The 21,463-nt window shown below is 66.9% G+C and carries 15 protein-coding genes; all 15 read right to left on the reverse strand.

All coding sequences use genetic code 11. The features are described from left to right. Nucleotides 1-354: 354 nt before the first annotated feature. Entirely contained in the window at nt 355-4,308 is a 3,954-nt protein-coding gene (locus AB0H50_RS28860; RefSeq protein ID WP_357458632.1) for a DNA-directed RNA polymerase subunit beta', read from the reverse strand. A 110-nt stretch (nt 4,309-4,418) separates the two neighbouring features. Beyond that, nucleotides 4,419-7,910, reverse strand: coding sequence for a DNA-directed RNA polymerase subunit beta (locus AB0H50_RS28865; RefSeq protein WP_357458634.1), 3,492 nt, complete (start codon nt 7,908-7,910; stop codon nt 4,419-4,421). Nucleotides 7,911-8,365: 455 nt separating this feature from the next. Next, nucleotides 8,366-9,040: a hypothetical protein gene (locus AB0H50_RS28870; protein ID WP_357458637.1), complete on the reverse strand. Its 675-nt coding sequence runs from the start codon at nt 9,038-9,040 to the stop codon at nt 8,366-8,368. Beyond that, the gene (locus AB0H50_RS28875; RefSeq protein WP_357458639.1) at nt 9,037-9,699 is read right to left on the reverse strand and encodes a hypothetical protein; all 663 of its coding nucleotides are present in this window, start codon (nt 9,697-9,699) and stop codon (nt 9,037-9,039) included. The genes AB0H50_RS28870 and AB0H50_RS28875 overlap by 4 nt, the downstream gene beginning before the upstream one ends. 30 nt (nt 9,700-9,729) lie before the next feature. Then, nucleotides 9,730-10,971 (reverse strand): MlaD family protein, encoded by a 1,242-nt coding sequence (locus AB0H50_RS28880; RefSeq protein ID WP_357458641.1) that lies wholly within the window; start codon nt 10,969-10,971, stop codon nt 9,730-9,732. Then, entirely contained in the window at nt 10,968-12,233 is a 1,266-nt protein-coding gene (locus tag AB0H50_RS28885; protein WP_357458643.1) for an MCE family protein, read from the reverse strand. Before AB0H50_RS28885 ends, AB0H50_RS28880 begins: the two co-directional genes overlap by 4 nt. Beyond that, entirely contained in the window at nt 12,230-13,501 is a 1,272-nt protein-coding gene (locus AB0H50_RS28890) for an MCE family protein (RefSeq protein ID WP_357458646.1), read from the reverse strand. The genes AB0H50_RS28885 and AB0H50_RS28890 overlap by 4 nt, the downstream gene beginning before the upstream one ends. Nucleotide 13,502: 1 nt before the next feature. Further along, nucleotides 13,503-14,513 carry an MCE family protein gene (locus tag AB0H50_RS28895; protein ID WP_357458649.1) on the reverse strand — a complete coding sequence of 337 codons (1,011 nt, stop codon included), beginning with the start codon at nt 14,511-14,513 and terminating at the stop codon, nt 13,503-13,505. Continuing rightward, entirely contained in the window at nt 14,513-15,589 is a 1,077-nt protein-coding gene (locus AB0H50_RS28900; RefSeq protein ID WP_357458651.1) for an MCE family protein, read from the reverse strand. The genes AB0H50_RS28895 and AB0H50_RS28900 overlap by 1 nt, the downstream gene beginning before the upstream one ends. Continuing rightward, nucleotides 15,586-16,938 (reverse strand): MCE family protein, encoded by a 1,353-nt coding sequence (locus AB0H50_RS28905; protein ID WP_357458654.1) that lies wholly within the window; start codon nt 16,936-16,938, stop codon nt 15,586-15,588. Before AB0H50_RS28905 ends, AB0H50_RS28900 begins: the two co-directional genes overlap by 4 nt. A gap of 141 nt (nt 16,939-17,079) precedes the next feature. Continuing rightward, nucleotides 17,080-17,946: an ABC transporter permease gene (locus AB0H50_RS28910; protein ID WP_357458656.1), complete on the reverse strand. Its 867-nt coding sequence runs from the start codon at nt 17,944-17,946 to the stop codon at nt 17,080-17,082. Between the two features lie 3 nt (nt 17,947-17,949). After that, the gene (locus AB0H50_RS28915) at nt 17,950-18,657 is read right to left on the reverse strand and encodes an ABC transporter permease (protein WP_245668275.1); all 708 of its coding nucleotides are present in this window, start codon (nt 18,655-18,657) and stop codon (nt 17,950-17,952) included. Between the two features lie 96 nt (nt 18,658-18,753). After that, nucleotides 18,754-19,830: an ABC transporter ATP-binding protein gene (locus AB0H50_RS28920; protein ID WP_357458658.1), complete on the reverse strand. Its 1,077-nt coding sequence runs from the start codon at nt 19,828-19,830 to the stop codon at nt 18,754-18,756. A gap of 244 nt (nt 19,831-20,074) precedes the next feature. Further along, complete coding sequence (rplL, locus tag AB0H50_RS28925) at nt 20,075-20,455, reverse strand: 50S ribosomal protein L7/L12 (protein WP_040798782.1); 381 nt, start codon at nt 20,453-20,455, stop codon at nt 20,075-20,077. Between the two features lie 60 nt (nt 20,456-20,515). Continuing rightward, nucleotides 20,516-21,049, reverse strand: a complete 534-nt coding sequence (gene rplJ, locus AB0H50_RS28930; protein ID WP_067791433.1) for a 50S ribosomal protein L10 — start codon at nt 21,047-21,049, stop codon at nt 20,516-20,518. Between the last annotated feature and the right edge of the window lie 414 nt (nt 21,050-21,463).

Raw genomic sequence — 21,463 nt, forward strand, 5'->3', positions numbered from 1 at the left:
ACTGCACCAACCTATTTCAGGCACGACATCGAAAATCACACTTGGCCGCCCAGGCCACCTTCTCGCCGTGCACCGCCATTCCCGTCAACGAACCACTACGCCACCACGACCCACATCCCGGGTCTTCGCAGACCGTCCATACACCTCACAGAGACTGCACGGCCTGCGAGGCGTATAGACGGTCTGCGAAGTCAGCGTGGCCGACCGGCTGTGGTTGCGTCTGCCACGGAGGTGGCCATCCGGCGCGGCCAGGCTCGATCTGTGGCTCGAACACAGCACCTTTCCTTGAATGCCTGACAAAACGGCCCCCGCTCCGGGAGGAGCGGGGGCCGAATGCCTATCGGTGCCTACCGATTACCGGTAGTCGCTGAAACCGTAGTCGTCCAGCGGGACCGCGGCGCCGGTGGTGGCGCCGAAGCTGTCCGGGCTGTAGTAGGTGTCGTCGTAGGACGGCACCGCGTACGCCGCGGCACGAGCCTCTTCGGTCGGCTGCACCTGGATGTTCCGGTAGCGGTTGATGCCGGTACCGGCCGGGATCAGCTTGCCGATGATCACGTTCTCCTTGAGGCCGATGAGCTTGTCGGAGCGGCAGTTGATCGCCGCGTCCGTCAGGACTCGAGTGGTCTCCTGGAAGGACGCCGCCGACAGCCACGAATCGGTGGCCAGCGATGCCTTGGTGATACCCATCAGCACCGGACGACCCGAGGCGGGCTCGCCGCCCTCGGAGACGACGCGACGGTTCGAGGACTCGAACTCGGAACGCTCGGTGAGCGAACCGGGCAGGAACTCCGTGGCGCCCGAATCGATGATCGTCACGCGACGCAGCATCTGGCGCACGATGACCTCGATGTGCTTGTCGTGGATCGACACACCCTGCGAGCGGTAGACCTCCTGGACCTCGTGGACCAGGTGGATCTGCACCTGACGGGGGCCCATCACGCGCAGCACCTCGTGCGGATCCGCCGCGCCTTCCAGCAGCTGCTGGCCGACCTCGACGTGGTCACCGTCGGAGAGCAGACGCTCGGTGCCGTCGTCGTGCTTGAACACGCGCAGACGCTGACGCTTCGAGAGCTTGTCGTAGACAACCTCTTCGCCACCGTCGTCCGGGATGATGGTGATCTTGTAGAAGCGGTCGTCGTCCTCGAGCCGCACGCGACCCGAGACCTCGGCGATCGGCGCCTTGCCCTTGGGCACGCGAGCCTCGAAGAGCTCCTGAACACGCGGCAGACCACCGGTGATGTCGTCACCTGCGACACCACCCTGGTGGAAGGTACGCATGGTCAGCTGGGTACCGGGCTCACCGATGGACTGCGCGGCGACGATGCCGACGGCCTCGCCGATGTCGACCAGCTTGCCGGTCGCCATGGAGCGGCCGTAGCAGGTCGCGCACACGCCGGTGCCGGTGGTGCAGGTCAGCACGGAGCGGACCTTCACCTCGGTGATGCCCGCGTCGAGCAGCGCCTCGATGGCCGGGTCGCCCAGGTCGGCGCCCTTGTTCACCACGACGTTGCCGGACGCGTCCAGCGCGTCGGCGGCGAGCGTGCGAGCGTACGCGGAGGTCTCCACGTGCGCGTCGCGGATGAGGGTGCCGTCGAGCTGCTTCTCGGCGATCGGCACGACGATGCCGCGCTCGGTGCCACAGTCGTGCTCGCGCACGATGACGTCCTGCGAGACGTCCACCAGACGACGGGTCAGGTAACCCGAGTCGGCGGTACGAAGCGCGGTGTCGGCCAGACCCTTACGAGCGCCGTGGGTGTTGATGAAGTACTCCAGAACCGTCAGGCCCTCGCGGAAGGAGGACTTGATCGGCCGCGGGATGAACTCACCCTTCGGGTTCGTCACCAGGCCCTTCATACCGGCGAGGGTACGGGTCTGGGTGAAGTTACCCGTGGCGCCCGAGTCGACGATCGTGATGATCGGGTTGTCGGCCGGGTAGTGCGCGCGCAGCGCCTTACCGACCTCTTCTGTCGCCTCCTGCCAGATCTTGACCAGGGCGTTGTTGCGCTCCTGGTGATCGAGCGCACCACGCTGGTACTTCTTCTCGATCTGATCCGACTGCGCCTCGTAGCGCTCCATGATCTCGGCCTTCTCCGGCGGAACGAGAACGTCCGACATGGAGACGGTGACACCCGAACGCGTGGCCCAGTAGAAGCCCGAGTCCTTGAGCTTGTCGACGGTCTGCGCGACCACGATCATCGGGTAGCGCTCGGCGAGATCGTTGATGATCGTCGCCTGCCGCTTCTTCGGCATCTGCTCGTTGATGAACGGGTAGTCCGCGGGCAGCAGCTCGTTGAACAGCACCCGGCCCAGCGTGGTCTCGGTGGTCCACGCGTCGCCGCGCTGCCAGCCCTCCGGGAACAGCTCCGCCTCGACGTCCTTCGGCGGACGCTGGGTGGTGAGCCGCACCTTGATCATGGAGCGCACGGTCAGCTCGCCGCGGTCGACCGCCATCTGCGCCTCGGCCGGCGAGGAGTACACGCCGAACTCCGGCTCGTCCTTCGTCGCGGGCTTGTACTCGCCCTTGGCGCCGTCGACCTGACGGGTCAGGTAGTACAGGCCGGTCACCATGTCCAGACGCGGCATGGCGAGCGGACGACCCGACGCGGGCGACAGGATGTTGTTCGAGGACAGCATCAGGATGCGGGCCTCGGCCTGCGCCTCCGCCGACAGCGGCAGGTGCACGGCCATCTGGTCACCGTCGAAGTCGGCGTTGAACGCCTCACAGACCAGCGGGTGCAGCTGGATGGCCTTGCCTTCCACCAGCTGCGGCTCGAAGGCCTGGATGCCGAGGCGGTGCAGGGTGGGCGCACGGTTCAGCAGCACGGGGTGTTCCGCGATGACCTCTTCGAGGACGTCCCACACCTGCGGCCGCTGCCGCTCCACCATCCGCTTGGCGGACTTGATGTTCTGCGCGTGGTTCAGGTCGACCAGGCGCTTCATCACGAACGGCTTGAACAGCTCGAGCGCCATCAGCTTCGGCAGACCGCACTGGTGCAGCTTCAGCTGCGGACCGACGACGATGACCGAACGGCCCGAGTAGTCGACGCGCTTACCGAGCAGGTTCTGACGGAAGCGGCCCTGCTTGCCCTTGAGCAGATCGGACAGCGACTTGAGCGGACGGTTGCCCGGTCCGGTGACCGGACGGCCGCGGCGGCCGTTGTCGAACAGGGCGTCGACGGACTCCTGCAGCATCCGCTTCTCGTTGTTGACGATGATCTCGGGCGCGCCGAGGTCGATCAGTCGCTTGAGGCGGTTGTTGCGGTTGATCACGCGACGGTACAGGTCGTTCAGGTCGGAGGTGGCGAAGCGGCCACCGTCGAGCTGAACCATCGGGCGCAGCTCCGGCGGGATCACCGGAACAGCGTCGAGCACCATGCCCATCGGCGAGTTGCCGTTGGCCTGGAAGGCCGCGACGACCTTGAGCCGCTTGAGCGCGCGCAGCTTCTTCTGGCCCTTACCGGTGCGAATGGTCTCGCGCAGGTTCTCGGCCTCGGCCTCGATGTCGAAGTTCTCCATCAGCTTCTGGATGGACTCCGCACCCATGGCGCCGGTGAAGTACTCGCCGTAGCGGTCGGTCAGCTCGCGGTAGAGCACCTCGTCCACGATGAGCTGCTTCGTGGCCAGCTTGGTGAAGGTGTTCCAGATCTCCTCGAGCCGGTCCAGCTCGCGCTGGGCACGGTCACGGAGCTGGCGCATCTCGCGCTCGCCGCCGTCCTTGACCTTGCGGCGCACGTCGGACTTGGCGCCCTCCGCCTCCAGCTCGGCCAGGTCGGCTTCCAGCTTCTGCGCGCGGGCCTCGAGATCGGCGTCGCGCTGATCGGCGACGGCCTTCTTCTCGACCTCCATCTCGGCTTCGAGCGTGGAGAGCTCGTTGTGACGCAGCTCCTCGTCGACGCCGACGATGACGTAGGCGGCGAAGTAGATGATCTTTTCCAGATCCTTCGGCGCCAGGTCGAGCAGGTAACCGAGGCGCGACGGCACGCCCTTGAAGTACCAGATGTGGGTGACCGGCGCGGCCAGCTCGATGTGGCCCATCCGCTCACGGCGCACCTTGGCGCGGGTGACCTCGACGCCACAGCGCTCACAGATGATGCCCTTGAAGCGGACACGCTTGTACTTACCGCAGTAGCACTCCCAGTCCCTGGTGGGACCGAAGATCTTCTCGCAGAAGAGGCCGTCCTTCTCCGGCTTCAGCGTGCGGTAGTTGATGGTCTCCGGCTTCTTCACCTCGCCATAGGACCACTGGCGGATGTCTTCGGCGGTGGCAAGGCCGATCCGGAGTTCATCGAAGAAGTTGACGTCTAGCACGTAACTTCCTTTCCCCTGTGCGGGTCTAATTCGAGCAAAAGTTCACTAGTTGGTTGTTCGCGATGGGCGCGGACGCGGTCGCCGGGGCGAGCACCTCCGCGCCCGACCGCCTAGTTCGCCAAATCGTCGACGGTGGCCGCTTCGTTCCTGGACAGGTTGATGCCCAGGTTCGCCGCGGCGCGCTCCAGGTCCTCGTCCTCGCCTTCGCGCAGCTCGATCGCGGCGCCGTCGGAAGACAGCACCTCGACGTTGAGGCACAGCGATTGGAGTTCCTTGAGGAGCACCTTGAACGACTCCGGAATGCCCGGCTCCGGAATGTTCTCGCCCTTCACGATCGCCTCGTAGACCTTCACGCGGCCAACGACGTCGTCGGACTTGATGGTGAGCAGTTCCTGCAGGGTGTACGCAGCGCCGTAGGCCTGCATCGCCCAGCACTCCATTTCACCGAAGCGCTGACCACCGAACTGCGCCTTACCACCGAGCGGCTGCTGGGTGATCATCGAGTACGGGCCGGTCGAACGCGCATGGATCTTGTCGTCGACCAGGTGGTGCAGCTTCAGGATGTACATGTAGCCAACGGCCACCGGGTACGGGAACGGCTCGCCGGAGCGGCCGTCGAACAGGGTGGCCTTGCCGTTGTCGTCGACCATGCGCTCGCCGTCGCGGTTCGGCAGGGTCGAGGCGAGCAGACCGGTCAGCTCCTCCTCGCGGGCGCCGTCGAACACCGGGGTGGCGATGTTCGAGTCGGCGGGCGCGCCGAACATCTCCTCCGGCAGGTTCGCCGCCCAGTCGGGGTTGCCATCGACCTGCCAGCCCGCCTTGCCGATCCAGCCGAGGTGGGTCTCCAGGATCTGGCCGATGTTCATACGACGCGGCACACCGTGGGTGTTCAGGATGATGTCGACCGGCGTGCCGTCCGGCAGGAACGGCATGTCCTCGGTCGGCAGGATCTTGCCGATGACGCCCTTGTTGCCGTGGCGACCGGCGAGCTTGTCGCCGTCCTGGATCTTGCGCTTCTGCGCGACGTACACGCGAACCAGCTCGTTGACGCCGGGGGGCAGATCGTCGTCGTCCTCGCGGGAGAACAAGCGGATGCCGATGACCTTGCCGGACTCACCGTGCGGCACCTTCAGCGAGGTGTCGCGGACCTCGCGCGCCTTCTCACCGAAGATCGCGCGGAGCAGCCGCTCCTCGGGGGTCAGCTCGGTCTCGCCCTTCGGGGTGACCTTGCCGACCAGGATGTCGCCGTCGCGAACCTCGGCGCCGATGCGCACGATGCCGCGCTCGTCCAGGTCGGCGAGCACCTCGTCGGAGACGTTCGGGATGTCCCTGGTGATCTCCTCGGCGCCCAGCTTGGTGTCGCGGGCGTCGATCTCGTGCTCTTCGATGTGGATCGAGGTGAGGACGTCCTCTTCCACGAGGCGCTGCGACAGGATGATCGCGTCCTCGTAGTTGTGGCCTTCCCACGGCATGATCGCCACGAGCAGGTTCTTGCCGAGGGCCATCTCACCGTTCTCGGTGCACGGACCATCGGCCAAGACCTGGCCACGCTCGACCCGCTGGCCCTCGTCCACGATCGGCCGCTGGTTGGAGCAGGTGCCCTGGTTGGAGCGGGCGAACTTGCGCATCCGGTAGGACTTGCGAGTGCCGTCGTCGGCCATGACCGTGACGTAGTCGGCGGAGACCTCCTCGACCACGCCTGCCTTCTCGTTCACCACGACGTCGCCCGCGTCGGTCGCGGCGCGCAGCTCCATGCCGGTGCCGACGATCGGCGCCTCGGAACGGATCAGCGGCACGGCCTGACGCTGCATGTTCGCGCCCATGAGGGCACGGTTGGCGTCGTCGTGTTCGAGGAACGGGATCATGGCGGTCGCGACCGACACCATCTGGCGCGGCGAGACGTCCATGTAGGTCACCTCGGTCGGGGCGACGAACTCCATCTCCTCGTTGCCGCGGCGCGCGAGCACCCGGCCCTCGAGGAAGTTGCCGTCGGCGTCCACCGGAGAGTTCGCCTGCGCGCGGACCTCGCGGTCCTCCTCGTCGGCGGTGAGGTACTTGACCTCGTCGGTGACCCGGCCCTCGACGACCTTGCGGTACGGCGTCTCGATGAAGCCGAACGGGTTGACCCGCGCGTACACCGACAGCGAGCCGATCAGGCCGATGTTCGGGCCTTCCGGGGTCTCGATCGGGCACATGCGGCCGTAGTGCGACGGGTGGACGTCTCGGACTTCCAGGCCGGCGCGCTCACGGGACAGACCACCCGGGCCCAGCGCCGAGAGGCGGCGCTTGTGGGTCAGACCCGACAGCGGGTTGTTCTGGTCCATGAACTGCGACAGCTGGGAGGTTCCGAAGAACTCCTTGATCGCGGCGACGACCGGGCGGATGTTGATCAGGGTCTGCGGCGTGATGGCCTCGACGTCCTGGGTGGTCATGCGCTCGCGGACGACGCGCTCCATGCGGGAGAGGCCGACCCGGATCTGGTTCTGGATCAGCTCGCCGACGGTGCGCAGGCGACGGTTGCCGAAGTGGTCGATGTCGTCGACCTCGACCGGCACCTCTTCGCCGCCGGGGGCGGTCATGACCTTGTCGCCGGAGTGCAGGCGCACCAGGTACTCGATGGTGCTGACGATGTCTTCCCTCGTCAGCACCGAACCGATGACCGGCTCGTTGAGGTGGATGCCCAGCTTCTTGTTGATCTTGTAGCGACCGACGCGCGCCAGGTCGTAGCGCTTCTCCTTGAAGAACAGGTTCTCCAGCAGGGTCTGCGCGGATTCCTTGGTCGGCGGCTCGCCCGGACGCAGCTTGCGGTAGATGTCCAGCAGCGCCTCGTCCTGACCGGCGGTGTTGTCCTTCTCGAGGGTGGACATCATGATCTCGGAGAAGCCGAAGCGCTCGACGATCTCCTCGGTGGTCCAGCCGAGCGCCTTCAGCAGCACGGTGACCGGCTGACGGCGCTTGCGGTCGATGCGCACGCCGACGGTGTCGCGCTTGTCGACGTCGAACTCCAGCCACGCGCCGCGCGACGGGATGACACGCACGCTGTGCAGGTCCTTCTCGGTGCCCTTGTCGATGCTGTGATCGAAGTAGACGCCCGGGGAGCGGACCAGCTGCGAAACGACGACACGCTCGGTGCCGTTGATGATGAACGTGCCCTTGTCGGTCATCATCGGGAAATCACCCATGAAGACCGTCTGGCTCTTGATCTCACCGGTGTTGTTGTTGATGAACTCCGCGGTGACGAACAACGGCGCCGCGTAGGTCATGTCCTTTTCTTTGCACTCGTCGATGGAGGCCTTGACCTCTTCGAAGCGCGGGTCCGAGAAGGACAGGGACATGGAGCCGGAGAAGTCCTCGATCGGCGACAGCTCCTCGAGCACCTCCTCGAGTCCACCGACAAGGCCGACGTCGCCGCGAGCTGCCGCGCGCTCACGCCATTCCGACGAACCGACCAACCAGGAGAACGATTCCGTTTGTAGATCGAGAAGACCCGGCACTTCCAAGGGTTCACGGATCTTCGCGAAGGAGACCCGCTTCGGGGCTCCAGGGATACCGGCAACTGCCTTGGTCTGGGTGGAGACTGCCAAGATGCGTCCTTCCAGCACCTCACGCGCGTCGCGTGGTGGTCCGCGACCGTCGCTTGCTTCTGCTACGAATTCCGCTGGTCACAACCCGAACGAAACCCGAACAGGCAACAACGGAAGTAACACCGGAAGGCGAAACTTACGTGTGCGAATCGAGGTATGGACAGGAGGCAGCCAGCGCAAAGTCCAAACCTACACTCATAGACACGGAGGTGTCAAAGTACCACCCGTGTGATCCTCCACGCCGCTGGCGCGCCGTGGGCGACGCGCCGGGGAGGCGTGGGCAAGCGGCCCGCGCGCCGACCCCGCTCGGGCGATGCCCGGCACCCGAATCGCTGGCTGCGTCGAGAGCTACGGGGCGGCTGAAACCACTTGTGACAGCTGCCGCTGTTGTGAATAGCGTGACGGGTCTTGCGAAGCTCGTCAAGTGCCGGGACCGACCCGCTTCCGGCGGAATACGGCGGCGCCGACCAAGATCACTGGTCGACGATGCCGCTGGCGAGCCAGCGACCGTCCACCTTCTGCATGCGCAGCACCACAGGACCCGCCACGCTCTGCTGGGCGACGCCGTCCTTGGTTGCGCTCACCACCAGGTTCACCAGCAGCTCCGCGCGATCCTCGGTGAGCATCGTCACCCCGATCGGGTCGGCCTCGGCATCAGCGCTGGTCTGCGCCTGCCGAATGGCGTCGACGGTGGTGGCGGCGAATTTGTCGAGGTCGGTCAGCATGGTGCCGGTGACCACCTGGCGAACCGCGGCCTCGTAGCCATCGATGGTCGCGATGTCATAGCCGTAGATGGTCCGCAGGGCATGGTCGGCGGCGGCGCGCACCTCTTCGGTCGCGCTCGTGTCGACGAAGGCCCGGTTGTCATCGGGCACGCCGGGCCGCAGCGCGGCGAGCACGGCGAACCCGGCGAGCAGCGCGACCGCGACGAGCGCGGCGGCGACCGGAGTCCAGGAACCGGCCGACGGAACGCGTCGCGGTGCCACGCGGCGCGTCGCGGCGCTCGACTGCTCGTCCCCGGCCTGGATGTCCCGGGTGGTCGCGGCCGGACGCGCGGAGGCGACCTTGGGCTTGCGGACCGGGCGCGCGGCCTGCTGCGCGGTGCGCCGCTTCGGGGTGACGCGGTTGACGGGGCGGCGCTCGTTCATCGCGGTCCCTCCTGCGCGGGCGCCCCCTGGGTCGGCGCGGGCGGTTGCGCGCCCGGCTGTCCGAGCCCGGTCGGGCCTGGACCATCCAGCAGCACCGGCTGGGTCAGCGAGGCGACCTGCTCGGCCTTCCAGATGTCGCCGTCCTTGGTCATGTCCAGGCTCCAGGTGTACCGGTAATCGGAAACCGACTTGTCCGGCTTCGACTCCGTCACTTGCAACACCACCAGCGCCGACGCCTTGTCCCGCTCACTGTTCAGCGAGGTCAGCGAGGCGCCGAGCACCTGGGACTTCATGCCGACGCCCGCCTGTGCGGCCAGCTGCTCGGACTGCTGCTGGTTCTTCGTCGCCGACTCCAGGATCGGGCCGGTCATCGAGGACCTGGCCAGCGCGAGCGAGCCGGGCACGTCGTCGAGGTTCATCGAGGTCATGTTGATCGCGGCCTGACGCGCGGCGTCCAGCGCGGAATCGCGGGCGTCGGCGCGCGGGCCGTCGGTGAAGAACGCCGCGCGGACCCAGCCGCCGCCGAACCACAGCGCGGCCACCAGGGCGACGGCGAGCGCGCCGAACACCACCGCCGTCACCGCGACCGGCGGACGGCCCGAAGCGGCCTCGGCCGAGGGCTCGGCAGCCGGGCTTTCCGCCGACAGATCAGAATTCACGACTGCCAACCATAACCTCATCCTTCCTGGTCACCGCTTCGGCGTGACCCCCATCAGGGTGGCGAGCTGCACGGCGATCGGGTTCAGGTTCAGCTTCTCCGGGTCGACCTTGGGGTTGTCGTCCCACGGTTGCGAGATGCTCGGATCGGCCAGCTCGGCCCGCTCGCCGCCGCGGACCGCGGTCGGATTGCCGAATGGCACAAGGCATTTCGCGTCCTTGTTGAACGGGAACTCGTCGCGGGTGTCGTCGAAGTCCGGGTTCTGCGCCTTCATCTGCTCGAGAATGCGCTGGGTGCCCTCGTAGCCGACGGTGCAGGCGGGGGGGTTGTTCGTCTCGAGCACCAGGCCGAAATGGCTGGTGCCGTCGCCGGGCGCGGTCGCGGACGCGCCGAGCGACAGCTGCGGCAGCATCTGCAGCAGCGGTCGCAGCGCGTAGAACTTGGGCGAGATGCTCTGCAGCAGCACGCGCAGGTTGGCCAGGTCCTCGGTGAGCGCGCCGCCGCTCTCGTCGAGTAGGGCGCCGACCTGCTCGCCCGCGTCGGTGCCGGTGCCGATCAACCTGCGTATCGCGGGGTCGCTGGCGCGCAGCTGTACGGAGAGCCGATCCAGGCCGTCGCTGAACCGCCGGATCGCGTCCCCCTGCTCGGCCTGGGTGGCGAACACCACCCTGCCGTCGCGGATCAACTGGATGGTCTGCGGCAGCGTCTCGTGGAACGTGGCGGTGAACTCGTTCAGCGACTGCAGGAGAACCTGCAGGTCGTCGCCTTTGCCGTCGAACGCCTTGCCCAGCTCGGTGACGGTGGTGTTCAGCGCCTCCAGGTCCACCGTGCTGGTGAAGTGGTCGACGCTGGAGATCAGCTCCTCCACCGAGATCGGCGTCTGCGCCCCTGAGATGGCCGAGCCGTCCTTCAGGTACGGGCCGCTGTCGTTGTCGGGCTGCAGGTCGACGTACTGCTCGCCGATGGCCGACCGGTTGGCCACCACGGCCTTCGCCGAGGCCGGGATGCGCGGCGAGTCGGAGTCGATGACCAGCGTCATGCTCACGCCCTCGTCGGTGAGCTCGACCCCGCCGACCCGGCCGACCGGGACGCCGCGATAGGTCACCTCGGCGCCCTTGTAGATGCCGCCGGTCTGCTCCGCGTCGACCCGAACGGCGTACTCGCCGAAACCGAGCAAGTGGTCGAGCCGGATGTACTTGGCGCCGACGAAGATCACGCCGACCACGGCGATCACCACGAAGACGATCAGCTGGTTGCGAACGAGGCGAGTCATCGCGGCTCACCCCCTCCTTCGGCGGCGACGGGAGGCGTCACGCCGAACTGTTCCAGCAGCGGCCCGAGCGGGTTCGGCACAGGCGCGCCGGGTGCGGGCAGTACCGCCATGGTCGGCGGCAGCGGGACCAGCGACACCGTCGGCCAGCCGGGGCGCGGACCGTTGCCGTTGTAGTACGGGTTGGACGGATCCACGTTCACCGGCGGGCCGTACGGCGGCGGGATGTACACCGGATCCGGTTTGCCGACACCGAGGTTGCTCAGCGTGACGCCGATCTGCTGGTCCACCGAGAGCCAGGTGTTGACCTGGCCGCCGAAAGTGCCCTCCAGCGAGGAGTCGGGGAACGGATAGGTCGGGATCAGCGGGAACGCGGTCACCAGGTCCGGCGCGGCGCGGCCGAGTGCTTGCAGCGTCGGCCGCAGCGAGTTCAGGTCGCGGATCAGATCGTCGTTGGCGGTATTCAGCACGTCGAAACCGGCCTGCCCCACCCGGTCCAGCTGGGCGAGCAGCGAAACCAGTTCAGGCCGTTGCTCTTCCAGGATTCTGATGCCCTCGGGGAGCTCGTCGAGGATCCTGCGGATCTGCTCGGTCTGGGTGCTCACCCGGCTGCTGAGCGTGGCGAGACCGTCGATGGCACGGGTGATGTCGTCGACCTGCTCGTTCAACCCGCCGATCAGGGTGTTGGCCTGCTCCAGCAGCGAGCGCACCCGGTCCTCGCGGCCACCGAGCGTCTTGTTCAGCTCCGTGACGATGGGTTGCAGCTGTGCGACGCCGCCGCCGTTGAGCAGCAGCGACATGGCGCCGAGCACCTGCTCGATCTCGGTGGCGTGGCGGGTGTGCTCGACCGGGATCACCGCACCGTCGGCAAGCTTCGCCGGATCCGGGTCCGCGGCGGGCGGGGAGAGCTCGATGAACTTCTCGCCGAGCAGATTCGACTGCCGCACCTCGGCCCTGGCATTGGCGGGCAGGTCGACCGAGGAGTTGATCAGCGTACGGACGCTGGCGGTCCAGCCGTCTCCCGCGAGCGCGATGCCCTCGACCCGGCCCACCGGCACGCCCTCGACCTTCACCGCGGACTGCGGCACCAGGTCGAGCACGTCGTCGAAGTGGATGTCGACGTGGATCGGATGCGGGCCGACGTCGGCGCCGCCGGGCAGCGGCACGCTGTAGATGCCGTCGGCGGCGCACGAACTGATCAGCGCGGCCGAGACGGCGAGCGCCGCCGCGGACATCCCGCGGACGATCGGCTTGGTCGTCTTCATCGCTCACCTCCCTGCTCGGACGGTGGCAATTGGTTGGACGGCGTACCGGGCACGGTGCCAGGCACAGGATCGCGCTGCTGGTTCTCGCCGGAGAGGATGCCGAACGGCAGGATCAGCGTCGGGGTCTGCACCCCGGCGGTGATCTGGTCGGTGATCTCCTTGCAGTGGTCCAGGATCGGGCGCATCTGACGTCCGAGCGCCTCGAAGCGCGGGTCGCCCGGCATCAGCTTCGACAGGTCGAGCATCCTGCAGACGGTGCCGAACGGGTCCTGCAGGTCGGTGAAATTGGCCCGCATGTCGAGGGTTCCGGACTCGGCGTTGTGGATGTTGATCAGGTTGCTCAGCGCGAGCGGGATCACCGGCAGCGCGGCGGCGAGATCGGCGCGCTGATCGGCCAGGGTCTTGGTGAGGGTGGTCAGCGCCTCGGCGTTCTCCGCGACAAGCGCGCGGTTGTCATCGATGAACCGCGCGACGTCGCCGAGAGCCACCGAGAGCAGTTGCAGCGCATCGCCGAGGTTCTGCCGCTCGTCGGCCAGGAATCCGGCCAGATCGGCCAGCTGGCTGTTGAATTGGCGCACCTGCTGATCGTTCTTCGCCAGCATGCTCACGAAGTTCTGCAGGTTCTTGACGGTCTCGAAGATGTCACCGCGCGCCTCGGACAGGTACCTTGCCGCGGCGGAGAGCTGCGTGATGCTGTTGGCCAGCGCCTCGCCGTTGCCCGCCAGGTTGGCCGCCGAGGTGCGCACGAGCTCGTTCACCGCGCCCTCTTTGTTGGCGCCGTCCGGGCCGAGCGCGTCGCTGAGCTCAGCGATGCTCTTGTAGAGCTGGTCCACCTCGACGGGGGTGACGGTACGTTCCCGCGGAATCGTCGCGTTGCGATCCATCTTCGGGCCGCCGCGATAGACCGGCGTCAGCTGGATAAAGCGGTCGGAGACGACCGACGGGGTGATCTGCGCGGCCTGCGCGTTGGCGGGCACGTCGTAACCGCGGTCGACGCCCATCACGATCTTCACCTGGTCGCCCATCGGCTCGACCGACTCGACCCGGCCCACCGGAACGCCGAGGATACGCACGTCGGAGCCCTCGTAGATGCCGACCGAGCGATCGAAGTAGGCGGTGATCCTGGTGGTGGTCAGCCGATCGAAGCCCCACCACAGCACCCACCCCGCGATCAGCACCAGGACGACGCCGAGCGCGATGCCGATCTTGGTGCCACGACCCGACTCGCGGAACGCGGTGAGCGGATCCCTGCGCCAGCTCGCGGCCACGTCAGCTACCTCCCATGTTCCGTACCGGATCCCGGTAGCCGGGGATCTCCGGCAGCGCGGGCGGCACGAGATTGACGATCACCGCGTCGAACCACCGGCCGGTGCCGAGCACGTTCGCGTACAGGCCGTAGAAGGGGCCGGCCAGCTCCAGCGTCTTGGAGATGTTCTGCTGGTTGTCGTTCAGCAACTCGATCGCGGCGGCCAGGTTGGTCAGCGCGGGACCGATTTGCTCGGAGTTGTCGGCGACCAGCGCGCTCAGCTCGGCGGAAACCGTCTTGGCCCCGGTGAGCAGCTGGCGGATTGCCTGCTGGCGAATGTTCAGCTCGGCGAGCAGCTGACCACCGGAGGCGAGCAGCCGCTCGAACTCGGCGTTGCGGTCGGCGAGCACCTCGGTGGTCTGGCGTGTGGCCTTGAACAGCCGCTTCAGTTCCTCGTCGCGCTTGGCCAACGTCTCCGAGAGCCGCGCGACACCGTCGATGGAGCCGCGGATCTCCGGCGGCGTGGTCTCGAACGCCTCGGCGAGCACCCGCATGCTGGTAGCCAGCTGGGCGGTGTCGATCTCCTCGATGGTCGCCGCCGCGTCCGAGAAGGCGTCCACCACGTCGTAGGGAGACACGGTGCGCGACAACGGGATCGGCTTGTCCGGATCGGCGGGGCCGGAACCGCGCGGATCGAGGGCCAGGTACTTCTGGCCGAGCAGCGTCTTGATCTGAATGGAGGCGGTGGTCTCGTTGCCGATCCAGGCGTCCTTGGTGCGGAAGTCGACGATCACCCGATCACCGTCCAGACGGACGTCGGAGACCGAGCCGACCTTCACGCCCGCGATGCGGACCTCGTTGCCCTTCTTCAGACCCGCGGCCTCGGAGAACTCGGCGCGGTACTTGGTGCCCGCCCCGATGATCGGCAGCCGATCGAGGGAAAACGCCGACATCGTCACCAGCACCACCATGGCGAGGCCGAGCACGCCGAGGAAGACCGGGCTGCGCTTGCCGAGGAGGATCCGATCGTCCATCAGCGGGCCTTCCCGTGGCAGCGCGGCGCGGCGTTGGTGTACAGCGGCTGGTTGATCGTCGGCAGACCCGCGGGCAGGTTGAGCTGCGGCGCGTCCACCGCGCCCGGACCGACCACGATGTCGATACCGCACAGGTAGAACTGGAACCAGGAGCCGTAACTGCCCACCCGCCCGAGCTTTTCCATCTTCACCGGCAGCGTGGCCAGCGCCTGGTTCACCTCGTCGGAGCGCTCGTTCAGCGTCCCGGTGAGCTGGTTCAGGCCCGCGATCGTGCCCTGCAGCGAGGGCCGGGTTGGCACGAGCAGGTCCGAGGTGGCCGTGGCCAGGTTGCCCAGCGAGCTGATCGAGCGGCCGACGGTCTCGCGCTCGGCGGCCAAGCCGGAGACCAGCGCCTCGGTGTTCACGATGAGCTCGTCGAACTGGTCGTCGCGCTCGTTGACCGTCTCCAGCACGGCGGTCAGGTTCTCCACCAGCTCGCCGATCACCGCGTCCTTGTCGGCGATCTTGTTGGTCAGGCTCGCGGTGCTCACCACCAGGTCGTGAATGGTGCCCTGCTCGCCTTGGAAGACCTGAATGATCTCGTAGGAGAGCTTGTTCACGTCCTCGGCGCTCAGCGTGCGGAACAGCGGACGGAAGCCGTTGAACAGCGTGGTCAGGTTCAGGGCGGGCCGGGTACGGTCCAGCGGAATGGTGCCGCCCTCGTTGAGCTTGCGGCCTTGCTCGCCGGTGCCCTGCTCGAGCGCGATGTAGCGCTGGCCGACCAGGTTGCGGTAGCGGATGGTGGCGGTGGTGGAGGCGGGCAGCCAATCGCGGTCGGTGAGTTCGAATTTCACCTCGGCCAATCGCTTGTCGACGATCGAGACGTCGGTGACCTTGCCGACCCGCACGCCCGCGATGCGCACCTCGTCACCCGGGTTCAGCGAGGTGACGTCGGTGAACCGCGCCTTGAACAGCGAGCCGCCGCCGGTGTAATTGGCGATCGACAGACCGAGCAGCGTCGTGACGAACAGCGTCACGACCGCGAAGATGATCAATTTGGTCAGCGGCCCGCCGAGCCCGCGCAGCTTTTCCTTCATCGCACGCTCACCTCGCTGCCTCGGAAGGCGGGCGCCCCGATCCTGGTCACCCAGCTCGGCACTTGTTCGGGCGAAACCCCCTGCGCCGCACCGTAGATCGCGCCGAGCGACTGCTGCTCGCGGGGCGAGCCCGCCAGCGTCGGCACCTGCCCCGCCGGGTACACGCCGAACTGCGGCACCGGCAACTTGCCGCTGTCCTGATCACCGGGGTATCGGCTGGGCACCGCGTAGGAGCCGTCGTTGTTCGGGCCGCCGGTGTACTGGCCCGGATCCACGTTCACCGGGTATTCGGGGAGGCACCACGGGCCGCGGGTGTCCAGCCAGCGCGGCTCGTCCTGGTTGGGCAGGTACTTGCCGCGGGTGTTGGTCAGCTCGATCGTCACCCGGGAGCCAGGCCGGTCGGTGCCCATGCCGAAGAGCTGGTCGATGCGCGGCTTCATCTGCGCGAAGTTGGCCAGCGCGCAGGGGTAGCTCGGCGAGTACACGGCCAGTTGCTCCAGCGCCGGTCGCGAGTCGGCGGCCACGTCGATGATGTTGTCGCGGTTGGCCAGCAGGAAGTCGGCCAGGCTCGACGAGGTCGGGGTGAGCGTGGCGTACAGGGTGTCGATGTCCGAACGACGCTGCACGATGGTGGCGTTGGTGGTGCGCAGGTTGTTCAGCGCGTCGATGAGCTGCGGCGCCGCGTCGGAGTACACCGCGGCGGTCTCGGCGAAGCCGCGCAGACCTTCTTGCAGTTCCGGCAGCACGACGTTGACGTCGCGGAAGATCGTGTCCAGCTTGTCCACGGTCTCGCCGAGGGCCAGGCCTTGACCCGACAGCGCCTGGGAGAGCGCGCCGAGGGTCGCGGCCAGATCCTGCGGCGGAATGGACTGCAGCAGCGGCAGCAGATCGTCGAGCAGCTTGCTGATCTCGATCGCGTTGCCGCTGGCGTCCTGGTACAGGGTGACGCCGTCGGTCAGATGCTGCGGGCTGGCGTCCTCGGGGATCACCAGGTCGACGTAGCGCTCGCCGAACAGCGTCTTCGGCAGCAGCCGCGCGGTCGCGTTCACCGGGATCTGCGTGGCCTTACCGGGATCGATGGCCAGGTCGAGGGTCACCTCGCCGCCCTCGGTCCGGCTCGACCGCACCTCGCCGACCAGCACTCCGCGCGCCTTCACGTCCGCGTTCTTGGTCAACGCGTTGCCGACGGTGTCGGTCACCAGATGCACGTCGACCGTCCGGACGAACTGTTTGTTGTAGATCGCGACGGTCGTCCACAGGAACAGCCCGACGATCACGAAGAACGCGATGCCCAGCAGCCGCACCCGAGTCTTCTCGGTGGACCGCCACGCCTGAGTTCCGCTACTCATGCCTCAGTCCCCTGAGGTCAGCGTGCGACGTGTTGTCGCAGGCAGGTATACGTCGATCGGGGAAGCGAAGCGCCTCCGATCGCGGAACAACGCCTGATCCGCACGGCGAAAGCCGAGTGCGGGCGAGGTGTACGAATCCCCTCATCCGGCGACCCGCACCGTCGTGGTCGTTCCCCAGATCGCGAGGCTGAGGAAGAAGTCGAGCACGTTCACCAGCACGATGGCGGCGCGCACCGCGCGACCCACCGCGACGCCGACGCCCGCGGGGCCACCGGTGGCGGTGAAGCCGTAGTAGCAGTGCACCAGGATGATCACGAACGCGAATATCAGCACCTTGAGGAACGAATAGAGCACGTCCTCCGGCGGCAGGAACAGGCTGAAGTAGTGGTCGTAGGAACCACTCGATTGGCCGTTGAACCAGATGCTGATCGCGCGCGAGGCGAAGTAGGCGCCGAGCAGGCCGACGATGTAGAGCGGGATGACCGCGAGGAATCCGGCGATCACCCTGGTGGTCACCAGGAACGGCACGCCGGGCACCGCCATCACCTCGAGCGCGTCGATCTCCTCGGAGATGCGCATGGCGCCGAGCTGCGCGGTGAAGCCGCAGCCCACCGTCGCGGAGAGGGCCAATGCCGCCACCAGCGGGGCGATTTCGCGCGTATTGATGTAGGCGGTGAGGAAGCCGGTGAGCACGGAACTGCCCAGCGCGTCGAGCGCCTTGAAGCCCTGCAGGCCGACGACGACGCCGACCGAACCGGACATGAAGATGATCACGCCGATGGTCCCGCCGATCACCGCGAGCGCGCCGGAGCCGAAGGTCACCTCGGCGAGCAGCCGCATGACCTCTTTGCGGTAGTGCACCGCGGCGCGCGGAATCCACGCGATGGCGCGCGAGTAGAACGACATCTGCTCGCCGGCGCGGTCGATCACGTTCAGCGGTCCGCGCACGATCTGATTGGCCCGGCGAGCCGTTTTGGCGAAAGCCGGGTTGCGGTAGGAGGTCGCCATCGGTCAGGCGCCCTTGGCCGGGACGACTTGCAGATAGACCAGTGTCAGAACGAGATTGACGAAGAAGAGGACCAGGAACGTGATCACCACGGATTGATTCACCGCGTCACCGACTCCTTTCGGCCCCCCTTTGGGATGCAACCCCTTGTACGCGGCGATCACCCCGGCGAGCAGCCCGAAGATCGCCGCCTTGATCTCGCCGATCCACAGGTCGGGCAGCTGAGCCAAAGCGGAGAACGACGAGAGGTACGCGCCGGGCGTTCCGCCCTGCAGCAGCACGTTGAAGAAGTAGCCGCCCGCGATGCCGACGACCGACACCAACCCGTTGAGCAGCACCGCGACCAGCGTCATGCCGAGCACCCTCGGCACCACCAGCCGCGCCACCGGGTCGACGCCGAGCACCTCCATGGCGTCGATCTCCTCGCGGATGGTGCGCGCGCCGAGGTCGGCGGCCACCGCCGACCCGGCCGCGCCCGCGATGATCAGCGCGGTCACCACCGGAGCCGCCTGCTGCACGGTGGCGAGCACGCTGGTGGCGCCCGTGAACGACTCGGCGCCGAGCTGTTTGATCAGCGAACCGGTCTGCAGCGCGACGACCGCGCCGAACGGGATGGCCACCAGCGCGCTCGGCAAGATCGAGACGCTGGCGATGAACCACGATTGCTCGATGAATTCGCGCCACTGGAAAGGCCGGCGGAACATCTTGCGCATCACGTCGACGAACAACGCAAAGACGTTGCCCGCCTGGGCAAACGCCGACTCGACTGGAGTACGCACACGCGCCAGGGTCGAGTTCACGGGCGTATGTTACCCGTTAGTTGTGTTGTGGCGCACGGTTGTGTCGAAAGCGCCGCCCTCGTAGCTGCCGACATTCGGGGCGTTGTACGACATCACTTGTGTGTCATCGTTCTCCGCCATGGATTCGCGGATCGCGACCTGCGCCGCGTGCGGCAGGGTGTGCATGATCTCGCGCACGCGCGCCCTGCGGCGGGCCACCGCCTGACGCACGGGCATGCCCGGCTGCGCCTTCATCTGCGGGATGATGCCCTCGACCTCTTCGGCGCCGCCGTGGTGGTGGCCCGCGTCCACCATCGCCTGCTCGCGCGCCATCTGGGCCTCGTCCTTCTCCTCGGACATGCCGATCGGGCCGATCATGCGGCCGTTGAGGAACTGCTTGACCACCGGCTCCTCGGAGGTGAGCAGCACCTCGCGCGGGCCGAACATGACCAGCTGGCGGCGGAACAGCATGCCGATGTTGTCGGGCACGGTGCGCGCCAGGTTGATGTTGTGCGTGACGATCAGGATCGTGGCGTCGATCTGGGCGTTGATGTCGATCAGCAGCTGGCTCAGGTAGGAGGTGCGGACCGGGTCGAGACCGGAGTCGGGCTCGTCGACCAGGATGATCTGCGGGTCGAGCACCAGAGCGCGGGCCAGACCGGCGCGCTTGCGCATACCGCCGGAGATCTCGCCGGGCAGCTTGCCCTCCGCACCGAGCAGACCGGTGAGCTCGAGCTTCTCCATGACGATCTGCTTGATCTCGGACTCGCTCTTCTTCGTGTGCTCACGAAGCGGGAACGCGACATTGTCGAAGAGGTTCATCGAACCGAACAGCGCGCCGTCCTGGAACAGCACGCCGAAAAGCTTGCGGATCTCGTAGAGCTCCTTGTTGGAGCAGGTGGTGATGTCGGTGCCGTCGATATAGATCGAGCCGCGCTCCGGGCGCAGCAGGCCGATCAGCGACTTCAGGAACACCGACTTACCGGTACCCGAGGGACCGAGTAGCGCGCTCACCTCGCCGGAGGGCAAGGTCAGACTGACATCCTGCCAAATTCGCTGTGAACCGAAGGATTTGGTTACACCCTCGGTCCTGACCTCGACGCCCACGCCAACCTCCACAATTTCTCAGCGAGCAGCCCACCGGCGAACCGCGCTCGGTCATCGCGGTGCGTCACGTCACAGTGGGTTCGGTCACTGTAACCCATGAGGGAGACGGGGCACACCCCAACCTGACTCCAGAGTAAGCCGAATGTGCTTGCGTTTTTATGCAAATCCGCTCGCCTGTCCCCGAAAATGCGAAAACGGGCGGCCCCCCGAATTTGGGGGCCGCCCGTTCGAGTAATTCGTGGAATTACTTGACCGAAACCTTGGCGCCGGCCTCTTCCAGCTTCGCCTTGGCAGCCTCGGCGGCGTCCTTGGCAACCTTCTCCAGGATCGGCTTCGGCGCGCCCTCGACCAGGTCCTTGGCTTCCTTCAGGCCCAGGCCGGAGACGATCTCGCGGACCACCTTGATGACCTGGATCTTCTTGTCGCCCGCACCCTCGAGGATGACGTCGAACTCGTCCTGCTCCTCGGCGGCCTCGGCCGGAGCGGCAGCGCCACCGACGGCGGCGACGGCGACCGGAGCGGCGGCGGTGACCTCGAACTTCTCCTCGAACTTCTTGACGAAGTCCGACAGCTCGAGCAGGGTCATGTTGCCGAAGGTCTCGAGCAGTTCGTCAACGTTGGCCATTGTTGTTTTCCTTTCGGTAGTTGGTGTCCATGGAGGGCGTGCCGCCCGCGCACGGAGGTGTTACTCGGCGGCTCCGCCTTCGGCCCGCTTCTTCTCCTCCAGCGCGGCGGCCAGGCGGGCCACCTGCGAGGCGGGAGCGTTGAAGAGGCCTGCAGCCTTGGCCAGGTTGCCCTTCAGGGCGCCGGCCAGCTTGGCCAGCAGGACCTCGCGGGTCTCCAGGTCGGCGATCTTCTCGACCTCGGCGACGGACAGCGCGGCGCCGTCCATGTAGCCGCCCTTGATGATGAGCGCCTTGTTGTCCTTGGCGAAGGTCTTGAGCGCCTTGGCCGCGTTGACCGGCTCACCCTGAATGAAGGTGATGGCGGTCGGTCCGACGAACAAGTCGTCGAGGCCCTCCACGCCCGCCTCGGCGGCAGCGCGCTTGACCAGGGTGTTCTTGGCGACGGAGTACGTGGCCTCCGCGCCGAGCGCACGCCGCAGTTCGGTGAGCTTGCCGACCGACAGGCCACGGTATTCCGTGACAACGGTGGCCGTCGAGTTCCGGAACTGTTCCGCGATCTCCTCGACCGCGGTGACCTTCTCAGCCTTTGCCATACTTCGCCTCCTCTCTGGATGTCGGTTCGTGTACACGAACTACCGATCCGAGGACCCGGCGACAAAACGAACGCCCCGGACGCAAGGCGTTCCGGGGCGCAAAGGAAAGATCAACACGAGCCGCGTGGCTCGAATCGACTCCCAGCCTCGGTTCTTCCCTGCGTGGGCCGCCGGCAATGTCGCCGGACCTTCGACCGAACCCATGTGGGATCGGCGACCAACGGTCTTCGGTAGAACGGATTGGGTAGCGATCGAACTCGTCGATAACTGCCGTCCACAGTAGCCGACGCGCCCCTCAGCTGCCAAAACGATCCCCGCTCCGAGGCGGATCGGAACCCTTCGGCAATCGAATTGTTGTGTCGCCCGTCACTTTTCACCCTCAGGTGTGGCGGATGTCGCGGCCGAAAAGTGTTA

Origin of the sequence: Nocardia sp. NPDC050793 (assembly GCF_040654065.1) — a bacterium.
Classification (GTDB): domain Bacteria; phylum Actinomycetota; class Actinomycetes; order Mycobacteriales; family Mycobacteriaceae; genus Nocardia.